Here is a 13,208-nt window from a genome sequence, read left to right on the forward strand (position 1 = left end):
TCAATCGTTGAGGGGTACTCGCAATGGCTTATCTTGCACCTTCCGAATTTGCAACCAAAGTTGTGGATGCCGGTGAATCGAAACTACATATGGCAAACCGTGATGTGCTGATCCGCGCCACCATGGCCGGGGCTATTCTGGCGCTGGCAGCGGTTTTTGCAGTCACCATTGCAGTGCAAACCGGCGTGCCTTTAATTGGTGCATTATTATTCCCGGTGGGCTTTTGTATGCTGTATCTGCTGGGCTATGACCTGCTGACCGGGGTATTTGTCCTGACGCCATTGGCCTGGCTGGATAAACGTCCGGGCGTGACCTGGGCCAGAATCCTGAAAAACTGGGGCGTGGTCTTTGTCGGTAACTTCACTGGTGCGCTGATTGTGGCGGTGATGATGGCAGCGGTCTATACCTACGGCTTTTCGACCGAACCAAACAAGGTCGGTCTGGCGATTGCACATATTGGTGAAGACCGGACGCTAGGCTACAAAGAATATGGCGTAGCTGGCTGGATCACGATTTTTATTCGCGGCATGTTGTGTAACTGGATGGTGTCGCTTGGCGTGATTGGCGCGATGATGTCGACCACCGTTAGTGGTAAGTTTATTGCGATGTGGATGCCGATCATGCTGTTCTTTGCCATGGGCTTTGAACACTCGGTGGTGAATATGTTCCTGTTCCCGTTCGCGATGATGATGGGCGGCGATTTCTCGGTGATGGACTACTTTATCTGGAATGAGTTACCGGTAGCGCTGGGGAACCTCGTAGGTGGTTTGGCTTTAACTGGTCTTGCGCTTTATACCACGCATGTCCGCACTGCACCAAAACGCGAGTTCTAAGTTTTAAGCACACAGGATGAATTCAGGAATCAGGGAAGATTCCAGCCAGTTGAGAACAGTGCATGTCCACTTTGCCATCTTCACACCAGACTTCACTTCAAATTCGGCTTGGGCAATATAGTGCTGCCGGCCGCAAAGAGAGCAATCAGGATTTTCACGGCGCGGCCGTTCCGGAGGGCTATCTGGCACAGCAAAAGGGCATTGCCTGTGCCATTGCCGATGGTATCAGCAGCAGCAATGTCAGTCATATCGCCAGTGAAACCGCAGTGTCCAGTTTTCTGGCCGATTACTTTTCGACGCCCGATTCCTGGAGTGTCAAAACTTCGGTCGATCGGGTGATTCGTGCCACCAATTCCTGGCTCTATGCCCAGACCCAGCAAAGTCAGGGCCGTGTCGATAAAGACCGCGGCTATGTCTGCACTTTTAGCGCGCTGGTATTCAAACATGAAACTGTACATCTGTTTCATATTGGTGATGCCCGTATTTACCGCTTGCGTGAGCAGCAGCTGGAACAGCTCAGTGTTGACCATCGGGTCTGGTTATCTTCCCGGGAAAGCTATTTAAGCCGGGCTTTGGGCGTGGCGCAGAAAGTAGAGGTGGATTATTTAAGTCTGCCGTTGGCACAGGATGATATTTTCCTGTTGATGACCGATGGTGTATATGAATATCTGTCGGATAGTCAAATCATTGATGCGCTCCACGATTCCGAAACTTTAGATCTTGATCAGGTAGCAGAAATGCTAGTCCATCTGGCTGATGCACAGGGCAGTCCTGACAATTTAACCCTGCAAATTGTACAGGTACAGCAGCTGCCACAGCAGGCCCAGTCACAATTTCAGCCAAGTCACAACCAGCTAAGTCTGGCCCCGGATTTAAGCATAGGTCAGCAGTTTGAAGGCTACCGGATTCAAAATGTACTGCACCAGAACCATCGTAGCCGTTTATATCTGGCTTGGGATGAGACGCGGCAGCAGCAACTGGTCATTAAAATTCCGTCACTGGATTTAACCCAGGATGCGCAGGCACTGGAGCGTTTTTTGCTGGAAGAGTGGGTGGCGAAACGGATTCAGCATCCACAAGTTTTAGCGGCCTATCCGCATCAGCGCAGTAAATCTTATTATTTTCAAACCTATGAATATTTATCTGGCCAGACCTTAAATACATGGTTGCATCAGCAACGCCAGCCGATTGCGCTTGAAACCGCCATCCAGATTACGGAACAGATCATTAAAGGCTTGCAGGCTTTTCACCGGCTGGACATGCTGCATCAGGATATTCGCCCTGAAAATATCATGCTGAATGCACAGTTAGAGCTAAAACTGATTGATTTTGGTGCGACCCTGGTCAAGGGGATTTCCGAATCACAGCCGCAACATGCCGCGGCTTTGGGCACCTTGGCCTTTATGGCGCCGGAATATTTTTGCTCGCGGCCGGTTTCCACCCGTTCAGACCAGTTTTCACTGGCCGTGGTACTGTATTATGTACTCAGCAAACAGTTACCCTATGGCACCGAACTGGCGCGTTGTCAGACGTTAAAACAGCTAAAAACGGTGCGTTATCATTCAATTTTAGAATATCGGCCAGATATTCCGGTGTGGATTGATGGAGCCTTGCATAAGGCCTTGGCCCTGATGCCAAATGAACGTTATGAGGTATTGTCAGAATTTCTGTATGACCTTAAGCATCCTAACCGGTATTTTTTAAAGCCGGTTCATTCTTCCTTGCTGGATAAAAATCCTGTTAGATTCTGGCAGGCGGTTTCAGCTATGTTATTTTTATGCTTGCTGTTGTCTTTGGCGTTGATGTTTAGTGTTTAAATTAAATCAGTGATTTTTAAATGCTGGACTGATTATAAAATCAGAGTCACTTGGCTCAGCGATTGTCGTTTCAATACAGCCCCATTTTGATGATGAAATCCGCGCTTAAAATGTATTAATCCCAGCTCCCGAAGGAACTGGGATTACCTACAAAATTAAAGTGAAGAGTTATTCATAACGTCTTCAGGATTGGGTAAATGAGCCAGAAGCTTCGTTCTGATTCATCGTAATTACCTTACATATTCGGGTAATTCGGACCACCACCACCTTCCGGTGTTACCCAGGTGATGTTCTGTGATGGATCCTTAATGTCGCAAGTCTTACAGTGTACGCAGTTGGCTGCGTTAATCTGGAAGCGCTTGGAACCATCATCATTTTCCATAATTTCATACACACCCGCAGGGCAGTAGCGCTGTGCCGGCTCATCCCATTTAGGCAAGTTCACATCGACTGGAATCGACGCATTGGTTAGCTTCAAGTGTGCAGGCTGGTTTTCTTCATGTACGGTGTTGGAAACGAATACTGAAGATAAACGGTCAAAGGTCAGCTTGCCATCCGGTTTTGGATAGTTCGGTTTAAAGCTCACCGCATCTACGGTTTTCAGCGCACTGAAGTCAGGCACTAAATCATGCAGAGTAAACGGCACTTTAAAGATGTTCTGGTCGATGAAGTTAAACGCACCACCAAACCATTGACCAAACTTATGCATTGCCGGGCCAAAGTTACGCGCGTTGTAGAGCTCTTCTTTCAGCCAGCTGTTGTTGAACTTCTCGGTATAAGACGTTAATTCTTTTGTAAAGAAATCTTCACCCTCAGTCACGCGGGCAATCGCCAGATCACCACCTTTTTCGACACCGGCAGCAATTGCTTCAAAGACTGCCTCACCACAAAGCATGCCGGATTTCATTGCGGTATGAGAGCCTTTGATTTTGGCAAAGTTCAGGAAGCCTGCATCATCACCAATTAAAGAACCACCCGGGAAAGTGAATTTCGGCAGCGAGTTAAAGCCACCTTTGGTCACGGCACGTGCGCCATAAGAAATACGCTTACCACCTTCCAGATACTGTTTAATCAGAGGATGAGTTTTCCAGCGCTGCATTTCCATAAATGGATACATGTGCGGGTTTTCATAAGACAGATCGACGATCATCCCCAGCGTGACCTGGTTGTTTTCCGCGTGGTAGAGCCACCAGCCGCCGGAAGAACCGGTTTCAGACAATGGCCAGCCGGCACCGTGCATCACCAGACCTGGTTTGTGTTTGGCCGGATCAATTTCCCACAGTTCTTTAATGCCGATGCCGTAGTGCTGTGGATCGGCATCTTTGTCCAAGTTAAATTTCTGAATCAGGCGTTTGCCTAAGTGACCACGACAGCCTTCAGCAAACAGGGTGTATTTGGCATGCAGTTCATAACCTGGGGCAAAGTTATGGGTCGGCTCGCCATCTTTACCAATACCCATATCACCAGTTTGAATGCCTTTTACGGTGCCATCTTCACGGTACAGAATTTCAGATGCCGCAAAGCCCGGGAAAATCGACACTTCCAGTTCTTCGGCTTTCTGGCCTAACCAGCGCACCACGTTGCCGAGTGAAATGACATAGTTGCCATCGTTGTGCATGGTTTTTGGCACCATCCAGTGTGGTGCTTCTTTCGAAGTGGTTTCAGACAGCAGGAAGAAAGTTTTGTCTTCTGTCACCGGTACATTTAAAGGTGCACCTTCTTCTTTCCAGTTCGGGAACAGCTCATTGATGGCACGTGGTTCCAGCACCGCACCTGACAAGATGTGCGCACCGACTTCGGAGCCTTTTTCTACGACACAAACGGACAGATCATTCAGGTTATTTTCAATTGCAAGTTGACGGATTTTAATCGCCGCAGACAGACCCGCAGGGCCAGCACCTACGATAACTACGTCAAACTCCATGGCTTCTCGGTTAATATCTTCCATAATAAGAAATCCTGTTTCGCTATACGATATTTATATCATTATATAAATCGGTTTTGAAGTTTATTTTTTAACTTTTTATTTGAAATAGGACTGTATTCAACGTTTAGATTTGTGAGCTTTGTTGCGCAGGAGAAAAGCTGCTTTGCATGGGAAGGGCGGTGTTGGAATTAGGTTATATCGAACGAAATAAAAAGAGCGACCTGTGTCGCCCTGATTATGATGTGCTTAGATATTATTGAGATTCATCGCAATATTGTTGACCATATGAATCAGACGCGGGCCAATCTCGTTTTCCAGTTTTTCCTGATTTAACAGATAACTAGGCGCGCCGCAGTTAAAGGTCAAAATACCATGTTTAGGATGAATCAATGGCACCGCCACAGAGTTGACATCTTTGGCCCAGTCACCTAAAGACAGACAGTAGCCATAATCCTGATAGTCGCGGATCGCACGTTCCAGATTACGTTTAATGGTCGTCCATTGCTCTTCGTGTCTTTTCTTGATCGCGTCAAACAGATATTCACGTTCTTTCACGTCCATAGCGGCTAGGCAGGCACGTCCCATGGCACTGGAATGAATCGGTAATGTTGAACCGACCGAACGGCGCATGGTCAGGGTCGTGTCAGTATGGACTACTTCCAGATAAATCATATTCAGACGGTCACGGGTGGCCATGGCGACCGGCGCCTGGGCATAGCGTGACATTTCTTCCATGAACGGATGAGCCTGCGTTCGCGCAGAAATATTGCTTAATGCCGAATAACCCAATGCCAGTACGCCTACATCAAGTAGATATTTGGTCGTATTTGGCAACTGTTTTAAATAGCCCAGAGAAACCAGGGTGCTGGTAATACGCGCCACGGTCGGTTTGGGCAAATTGGTCATTTGCGCAATTTCCTGATTACCTAACAACTGATTGGTCGCCGAGAAGCATCTTAAAATCTCAAGTCCACGTGCAATAGAGGCAATGAACTGCGGATTATTTTCGCGGTGAATATGCGAAATCGGATCCAAGCGAATTTCATCAAAGTTAGGGATTTCACCTGTTTTATTTTTTGTCATGTTCAGCATAAATAGAGTAAATTAATGAATATGATAGCAACTTAGTTTCACGATACAAAATAAAACACATAAATTATTGATAAATTGCACAAAAAATAAATGATTTTTATTCTGTATCGCGGCCAAACAGGTTGCGATAAATTTTTATAACACGATAAAAGTAACGTTTGTACTTTTAGAGTAAAACCTCCAATAAAGCAATGAATTTTATCGTTTAGTGCCTAATTTTATGGTCCCTTAATCATTTCTGATTAATATTCATCCTTAAATTTAAATTTTTAAAGAAATAATTTCGTATTATGAAATTTTATTCTATATTAATCAAAACAGAAATTCAGTAAAAATTTGCTTATTTATAGAAAAAATAAATTTTTTCATAAAATTTCTTGCTGAAATCTTAATTTTGTGATTATTTATTTCGTATTGCGAAATGAAAATAAGGGTGAAGGAATTTACCCAAACCAGATAAAACGGAGATTCCTATGATTCGTGATCCAGAAATGCTTGATCAACTTCTATCAACGATTCGCGATTTTGTGAAAAACGAGCTCGTTCCACTCGAGCATGAAGTAGAAGAAAATAATGCCATTCCTGAACACATTGTTGATCAGATGAAAGAACTGGGGCTGTTCGGTCTGACCATTCCTGAAGAATACGGCGGTTTAGGCATTACCATGGAAGAAGAAATTCTGGTGGCGATGGAGCTGGGCCGGACTTCTGCTGCTTTCCGCTCTTTAATTGGTACCAACAATGGTATTGGTTCAAGCGGTATCGTAATTGATGGTACAGAAGAGCAAAAGCAAAAGTATTTACCACGTTATGCAACGGGTGAAATCATTGGCTCGTTCTGTTTGACTGAGCCAGATTCTGGTTCAGATGCAGCATCTTTAAAAACCAGTGCGGTAAAAGATGGTGATTACTACGTTTTAAATGGAACCAAACGTTTTATTACCAATGCACCACGTGCCACCACTTTCACGGTCATGGCGCGTACCAATCCGGAAATTAAAGGCGCCAGCGGTATTTCAGCTTTCTTGGTTGAAGCGGGTACGCCAGGTTTAAGTCTGGGCAAAATTGATAAAAAAATGGGTCAGCATGGTTCATATACCTGTGACGTAATTTTTGATAATTGCCGCGTTCATAAAGATCAGCTGATTGGTGGAGTTGAAGGCGTTGGCTTTAAGACAGCCATGCGTGTACTCGACAAAGGTCGTTTGCATATTGCAGGCTATAGCGTCGGTATGGCAGAACGTATGCTGGAAGATGCCTTAAATTATGCGGTGGAACGTAAACAGTTTGGTCAGCCAATTGCAAATTTCCAGCTGATTCAGGGTATGTTAGCCGACTCAAAAGCTGAAATTTATGCAGCCAAATGTATGGTGCTAGATGCAGCACGTAAGCGTGATGCCGGTCAGAATGTCACGGTTGAAGCCTCATGTGCCAAAATGTTTGCCACTGAAATGTGTGGCCGCGTTGCTGACCGCTGCTTGCAGATTCATGGTGGTGCCGGCTATATCAGCGAATATTCAATTGAACGTTTCTATCGTGATGTGCGTTTATTCCGTTTATATGAAGGAACGACCCAGATTCAGCAAATTATCATTGCACGTGAAATGATTAAACAAGCGACTGCTTAATCGAAATAAGAAGGGATGATAGACATGACAAAAATTAGATTTGACTGGCAAGACCCATTCCTGCTGGAGCAGCAGCTGACTGCAGAAGAACGCATGATCCGTGATACTGCTGCGGCCTATTGTCAGGACAAGCTGATGCCACGTGTACTGGAACAGTTTCGTCATGAAAAAACCGATCCGACCATTTTCCGTGAAATGGGCGAGCTAGGCTTACTAGGCCCAACCATTCCTGAACAGTACGGCGGTGCCGGTTTAAATTATGTCAGCTATGGTCTGATTGCCCGTGAAGTCGAACGCGTCGATTCAGGTTACCGCTCTATGGCCAGTGTACAAAGTTCGCTGGTGATGGTACCGATTAATGAATTTGGCTCGGAAGAGCAAAAACAGAAGTATTTACCAAAATTAGCCACAGGTGAATATATTGGCTGTTTTGGTCTGACTGAGCCGGATCATGGTTCTGACCCGGGCAGCATGATTACCCGTGCCAAAAAAGTCGATGGCGGTTATTGCTTAACGGGCGCAAAAATGTGGATTACCAACAGTCCAATTGCCGATGTATTTGTGGTTTGGGCCAAAGAGGTTTCACCTGAAGGCAATGTCGGTGACATTCGCGGCTTTATTCTGGAAAAAGGCTGGGAAGGGCTGTCTGCCCCGGCGATTCACGGTAAGGTCGGTTTACGTGCTTCCATCACCGGTGAAATTGTGATGGATAACGTATTTGTCCCAGAAGAAAATGCTTTCCCGGAAGTCCGTGGCTTAAAAGGTCCATTTACCTGTCTGAACAGTGCCCGTTACGGCATTGCCTGGGGTGCGATGGGCGCGGCAGAGTTCTGCTGGCATACCGCACATCAGTACACCATGGACCGTAAACAGTTTGGTCGTCCTTTGGCTGCCAATCAGTTAATCCAGAAAAAACTGGCCGATATGCAGACTGAAATTGCTCTTGGCTTGCAGGCAGCATTACGTTTTGGCCGCATGAAAGATGAAGGTATTGCCTCGATTGAAGGAACATCTTTAATCAAGCGTAATAACTGTGGCAAGGCACTGGATATTGCCCGTTTGGCCCGTGACATGATGGGTGGTAACGGCATTTCTGATGAATTTGGTGTAGCGCGTCATCTGGTGAATCTGGAAGTAGTGAATACCTATGAGGGTACCCATGACGTACATGCCTTAATTCTGGGCCGTGCACAGACCGGAATTGCTGCGTTTGTTAACTAAAAAATTGATCCTCTCTAGCCGGCATTTGCTGGCTAGAACTCCTGCTGTTTTATGGACTTTGACCATGATTTAACTTCATCTGGCAAGAGTAAATACCAAAAAATGAAGTCGGAAAATGGAAATAAAAACTGGATGTTTTTAATTATTTTCCAAGCCAGAATCAGGGTTTGAATAACAGTCATCATCTCATCACAGGATGATAAGTTATCTCAAAAGTTCTGCAGGCACAGGAATGCTAAAGAAATATTAAGGACGCTATGAACACAATCAGTTCCCAACAACACCAGCTGGAAGGTGAAAACAGACCAAAGAAAAAAGTCTGGATTTTAGCCTTTATTTTCTCGTTTTTAGCATTATTGGTGGATGGGGCAGATATTGCCTTATTGGCCTATAGTCTGACCAGTCTTAAACAGGAATTCTCATTAACGAATATGCAGGCGGGTGCCTTAGGTAGCTGGACACTTGCTGGAATGGCCATTGGTGGCTTTTTTGGTGGTTGGGCTTGTGACCGCTTTGGGCGAGTTCGCGTGATTGTGATTGCTATTGCGCTCTTTTCAACCTTAACCTGCTGGTTAGGATTCGCAGAAAGCTATGATCAATTCAAGTGGTTACGTTTTATCTCTGCAATTGGCTTAGGGGCTTTATATATTGCCTGTAACACGCTCATGGCAGAATACGTGCCAACCAAGCATCGCTCGACGGTACTGGCGGCTTTAATGACCGGCTGGACCTTAGGTTCGGTGGTGGCCACGGCGCTAGCAGGCTGGTTATTGCCAGAATATGGCTGGCGTTATCTGTATTACATCGCCATTATTCCAATTGTATTGGCTGTAGTGATGCACTTTTTGGTGCCAGAACCACAGGCTTGGCTCGATGCGCGTAAAGCACGCCAAGAAGCAAAAGCCAGCGGTATTGTTCAGGAAAAGCCAAAAAATACCTTCAAAATGGTGTTTGAAGATGCCTTAAGCCGTCGCATGTTCATTCTCTGGTCATTCAGTACCGCATTTTTACAGTTTGGTTATTACGGTGTAAGTAACTGGCTGCCGGCTTATTTAGAATCTGATCTGGGCATCAAGTTTAAAGAAATGACCATGTACATGATTGGCACATTCCTGATCATGATGTGTACCAAAGTCATTGCCGGTTATATTGCTGACCGTATTGGCCGTCGTGCTGTATTTGCCTTCGGGACCATGGGCACCGCGATCTTTATTCCAGTTATTGTATTTGGCAATACCCCAGACAATATCCTTTGGTTGATGCTGTTCTTCGGTTTCCTGTATGGCATCCCATACGGTATTAACGCGACCTATATGACGGAAAGTTTCTCGACCAAAGTTCGTGGGACCGCGGTGGGTGGTGCCTACAACGTGGGCCGTTTAGGTGCAGTTTTCGCGCCATTAACCATTGGTTACTTTGCTCAAGGTGGATCAATTGGTACCGGTTTACTGATTATGGGCGTTGCCTATTTTCTTTGTGGTCTGATTCCCGCGCTCTTTATTAAAGATCGTTTATTTGACCCACAAAAAGCAGATTAATCTGTATATCGCAACATAGAAAAGATGCTAGGAAGCAAGATGATGAATAAAATCACACAGGATATCGAAGCAATACTGAAACAGATTCCTGATGGTGCGCACATTATGACCAGTGGTTTTGGTCTGGCAGGGCAACCGATTGAGCTGATTGAAGCATTAATTGATCTTGGTCCGAAAGAATTAACCATTATCAATAATAATGCAGCGTCTGGCGATCGTGGACTGACCAATTTGCTGTTGTCTGGACTGGTCAAGAAAATGATCTGTTCTTTCCCGCGCGCCAATAATTCCACTGTATTTGAAGATTTGTATAAAGCCGGAAAAGTTGAACTGGAACTGGTACCACAAGGAAATCTGGCTTGTCGTATTCAGGCCGCCGGTGCAGGACTAGGCGCCATTTTCACACCAACCGGCTTTGGGACCAAAATCGCAGAAGGCAAAGAAACCCGCCACATTAACGGTAAAGACTATGTGCTGGAATATCCGATTCATGCCGATTATGCCTTGATCTATGCCAATCAGGCTGATCGCTGGGGTAATTTAACCTACCGCAAGGCCGCACGTAACTTTGGTCCGATTATGGCCAAGGCGGCCAAAACGACCATTGCCCAGGTGCATGAAATTGTCGAGCTGGGTGAGCTGGATCCTGAAATTATTGTAACGCCGGGCATTTTTGTACAGCATGTGGTTCAGGTTGGAGATATTAAATAATGAATATTCAAAAACGTACACGTGAACAGATTGTACAACGCGTCGCACAAGACATTCCAACCGGCTCTTTTGTCAATTTAGGAATTGGTTTGCCAACACGCGTGGCAGGCTATTTAAAACCGGAGCAGGAAGTCATTTTACATTCTGAAAATGGTGTCTTGGGTTTTACCGCCTTGGGTGCAGATGAACAGCCAGACAATGACCTGATTAATGCAGGAAAAGAGCTGGTCAGTATGCTTGAAGGCGGCAGCTTTATGAATTCTGCTGATTCCTTCGATATTATGCGCGGCGGACATTTAGACATCTGTATTATGGGTGCATTTCAGGTGGCAATTAATGGAGATCTGGCCAACTGGCATACTGGTGCTTCCGATGCGGTGCCAGCCGTCGGCGGTGCCATGGATCTGGCGGTCGGTGCGCGCTGTGTCTATGTTTGTATGGAGCATGTCACCAAAAATGGCGAAGCTAAAATTGTGGATGAACTGACTTATCCAATTACCGGTAAACACTGTGTTAACCGTATTTATACCGATTTATGCGTAATTGAGCTGAAAGACAATCAGGCTTTCGTACTTGAAATGGTAGATGGGCTGAGCTTTGACGAACTGCAGCAGCAAACTGGTTGTAAACTGATTGATGCGCGTCAGGTGGCTTAAAATCATCTCATTTCTTCTTTAGGTAATTAAAAAATCGCAGCTTCGGCTGCGATTTTTTATATTGAAATTATTAAATCTCTTTGATCAATCACAAAATATTCGTTTTATTCATATTTAAAAGAAGATTAAAAACGCCATCTCTTGTATCAGATATGGCTCAGGATGAAGATGGATCACACCTTCTTTCTTGGTCGCAGCACTGCTCATTTCCGACCAAGGGAGAGAAATTTTTTGTTTTATTCTCTACATTGCATTTCTTATTTTAGTATTGCGAGCAGAAATCAAAGCTAGGATAAAAGGACTCTTGCTGGGCTCAAGTTTTAAAAGATTAATAATAAAAACCCTAAAACCAGTGCCATGAGTTTTAAAACCTAAAGATATGATTCCAGATCATCTCGTTTCCGCGGGTGAAATGAGGCGGTGAAAGCGCTAAGAGGTGAAGCTTTTATTTAGGAATCGACTTTAAAGTAGTTCAGACTTCGGTCTTGCTAAGCGCAAAACAGCAGTCTGAAAAGATCAGTCCTAAAGCCGATGTATAAAGGACAGAATGACTAGACGGTCTGGATTAGGGTTGTGGCTGAATATTAATTAAATTCTTTTCCCGGCTTAAATCATAGCGGTTTACCGCAAAAATCAGGAGGGCGAAGGCACATCCCAACAGCACACAAGCCGACCAGCCATACATCTTCCATAAATTTAAAGATAAAAATGCGCCCAGGCCAGCACCGGAAAAATAGCAGGTCATATAAATGGCATTAATACGCGAACGCGCTTGAACTGAAAGGCGATACACCAGATTCTGGTTTAATACGTGTAAAGATGAAATACCAAAATAGGCAATAATCAAGCCTAAAATATACAGCTCTAAACGGTCTTGGGCAAAAAACAGGGGAATCCAGGCTAAAATTAGCCCGCTGGTTGCCAGCTGCGCCAGCCATTTTTCCCGGTGGCGGCCAATCATCTTCCCGGTCCATTGCGATGACCAGATTCCGACCACGCCCACAATCCCCATCAACCCAATCTCAAAATCATTAAAATGGTAGGGGGCTTCCGCCAGAATAAAGGTCATGGTGGTAAAAATAATACTGAGCATCCCAAAAGCCAAACCACCAATTAAGCTGCGGCGCATCAACATCGGTTCTGTTTTGGCGAAGGTAAATAAAGAGCGGTAAATCTGCAGAATACTCATTTTTAGCTGACTTCTGGCCGTGGGCAATTGATACCACATGGCAATGCTGAGCAGTAAAATTGAACAGCCACTCAACAGATACACCGCATGCCAGGACCATAAAGTTGAAATTAATCCGGCCACGGTACGTGCAAATAAAATACCGACCAGTACGCCACTCATGAGCAGGCCAACCACTTCGGCACTTTTTTCCCGTTGGCTCAGGTTTGCAGCAAAAGGAATCAGAATCTGGGTGGTAATGGAACAGAACGAGGCCAATAGGGTAAAGCCATACAGCATCTGGAGATTATCGCTGACAGACAGTCCAATCAGGGCCAGACCGGTACATAGCATCAGGCTACAGATATACAGACGCTTTTCAAATAAATCGCCCAACGGCACAAATAAAAACAGACCGGCTGCATAACCGATCTGTGTCAATACCACTGTCCAGCCCGATTGCTCTAGACTAATATTCAAGTCCTGGGCAATTGAATAAATTAAAGGCTGGTTAAAATAATTACAACCTGCGCAAAGTGCGCAGGTCATGGCCATCATAAACATAAAACGGCGTGAGGGTTGTTGCCCTTGAGCTGACATCCGTGTCTCCTCAAGTA

General features: G+C 45.3%; 10 protein-coding genes. 7 read left to right on the plus strand and 3 right to left on the minus strand.

What is annotated here, in order from left to right:
* Window positions 1-23 precede the first annotated feature (23 nt).
* Both FTT64_RS10995 and FTT64_RS11000 read left to right on the plus strand, forming a co-directional pair.
* A complete protein-coding gene (locus tag FTT64_RS10995; RefSeq protein ID WP_005178046.1) occupies window positions 24-833 on the plus strand; it encodes a formate/nitrite transporter family protein in 810 nt (269 codons plus the stop codon).
* A gap of 62 nt (window positions 834-895) precedes the next feature.
* A complete protein-coding gene (locus tag FTT64_RS11000; protein WP_180182385.1) occupies window positions 896-2,650 on the plus strand; it encodes a bifunctional protein-serine/threonine kinase/phosphatase in 1,755 nt (584 codons plus the stop codon).
* Between the two features lie 235 nt (window positions 2,651-2,885).
* Here FTT64_RS11000 and FTT64_RS11005 read toward each other — a convergent pair whose 3' ends face one another.
* Window positions 2,886-4,598, minus strand: coding sequence for an electron transfer flavoprotein-ubiquinone oxidoreductase (locus tag FTT64_RS11005; RefSeq protein ID WP_180182386.1), 1,713 nt, complete (start codon window positions 4,596-4,598; stop codon window positions 2,886-2,888).
* A 225-nt stretch (window positions 4,599-4,823) separates the two neighbouring features.
* Entirely contained in the window at window positions 4,824-5,660 is an 837-nt protein-coding gene (locus FTT64_RS11010) for an IclR family transcriptional regulator (protein ID WP_034597686.1), read from the minus strand.
* A gap of 482 nt (window positions 5,661-6,142) precedes the next feature.
* Here FTT64_RS11010 and FTT64_RS11015 point away from each other — a divergent pair, with 482 nt between their 5' ends.
* The 5 genes from FTT64_RS11015 (at window position 6,143) to FTT64_RS11035 (ending at window position 11,423) form a co-directional block, all read left to right on the plus strand.
* Entirely contained in the window at window positions 6,143-7,297 is a 1,155-nt protein-coding gene (locus tag FTT64_RS11015) for an acyl-CoA dehydrogenase family protein (protein ID WP_005178038.1), read from the plus strand.
* Window positions 7,298-7,312: 15 nt separating this feature from the next.
* Window positions 7,313-8,518 (plus strand): acyl-CoA dehydrogenase, encoded by a 1,206-nt coding sequence (locus FTT64_RS11020; protein ID WP_180182387.1) that lies wholly within the window; start codon window positions 7,313-7,315, stop codon window positions 8,516-8,518.
* Window positions 8,519-8,775: 257 nt separating this feature from the next.
* On the plus strand, window positions 8,776-10,056 hold the full coding sequence (locus tag FTT64_RS11025) for an MFS transporter (RefSeq protein WP_005178035.1): 1,281 nt from the start codon (window positions 8,776-8,778) through the stop codon (window positions 10,054-10,056).
* A 39-nt stretch (window positions 10,057-10,095) separates the two neighbouring features.
* The gene (locus tag FTT64_RS11030; RefSeq protein ID WP_005178033.1) at window positions 10,096-10,767 is read left to right on the plus strand and encodes a 3-oxoacid CoA-transferase subunit A; all 672 of its coding nucleotides are present in this window, start codon (window positions 10,096-10,098) and stop codon (window positions 10,765-10,767) included.
* A complete protein-coding gene (locus tag FTT64_RS11035) occupies window positions 10,767-11,423 on the plus strand; it encodes a 3-oxoacid CoA-transferase subunit B (RefSeq protein ID WP_005178031.1) in 657 nt (218 codons plus the stop codon). The genes FTT64_RS11030 and FTT64_RS11035 overlap by 1 nt, the downstream gene beginning before the upstream one ends.
* A gap of 565 nt (window positions 11,424-11,988) precedes the next feature.
* On the opposite strand, the gene FTT64_RS11040 is transcribed toward FTT64_RS11035, so the two are convergent.
* A complete protein-coding gene (locus FTT64_RS11040; RefSeq protein WP_180182388.1) occupies window positions 11,989-13,191 on the minus strand; it encodes an MFS transporter in 1,203 nt (400 codons plus the stop codon).
* Between the last annotated feature and the right edge of the window lie 17 nt (window positions 13,192-13,208).

The sequence above is a fragment of the Acinetobacter sp. Q186-3 genome (genome assembly GCF_013420655.1).
Taxonomy (GTDB): domain Bacteria; phylum Pseudomonadota; class Gammaproteobacteria; order Pseudomonadales; family Moraxellaceae; genus Acinetobacter; species Acinetobacter indicus.

What these genes read in the sequence shown, in the direction of transcription:
- FTT64_RS10995 (WP_005178046.1), top strand. Translation starts at nt 24, where the DNA reads ATGGCTTATCTTGCACCTTCCGAATTTGCAACCAAAGTTGTGGATGCC.
- FTT64_RS11040 (WP_180182388.1), bottom strand. Translation starts at nt 13,191, where the DNA reads ATGTCAGCTCAAGGGCAACAACCCTCACGCCGTTTTATGTTTATGATG.
- FTT64_RS11010 (WP_034597686.1), bottom strand. Translation starts at nt 5,660, where the DNA reads ATGACAAAAAATAAAACAGGTGAAATCCCTAACTTTGATGAAATTCGC.
- FTT64_RS11005 (WP_180182386.1), bottom strand. Translation starts at nt 4,598, where the DNA reads ATGGAAGATATTAACCGAGAAGCCATGGAGTTTGACGTAGTTATCGTA.
- FTT64_RS11025 (WP_005178035.1), top strand. Translation starts at nt 8,776, where the DNA reads ATGAACACAATCAGTTCCCAACAACACCAGCTGGAAGGTGAAAACAGA.
- FTT64_RS11035 (WP_005178031.1), top strand. Translation starts at nt 10,767, where the DNA reads ATGAATATTCAAAAACGTACACGTGAACAGATTGTACAACGCGTCGCA.
- FTT64_RS11015 (WP_005178038.1), top strand. Translation starts at nt 6,143, where the DNA reads ATGATTCGTGATCCAGAAATGCTTGATCAACTTCTATCAACGATTCGC.
- FTT64_RS11030 (WP_005178033.1), top strand. Translation starts at nt 10,096, where the DNA reads ATGATGAATAAAATCACACAGGATATCGAAGCAATACTGAAACAGATT.
- FTT64_RS11020 (WP_180182387.1), top strand. Translation starts at nt 7,313, where the DNA reads ATGATAGACATGACAAAAATTAGATTTGACTGGCAAGACCCATTCCTG.
- FTT64_RS11000 (WP_180182385.1), top strand. Translation starts at nt 896, where the DNA reads ATGTCCACTTTGCCATCTTCACACCAGACTTCACTTCAAATTCGGCTT.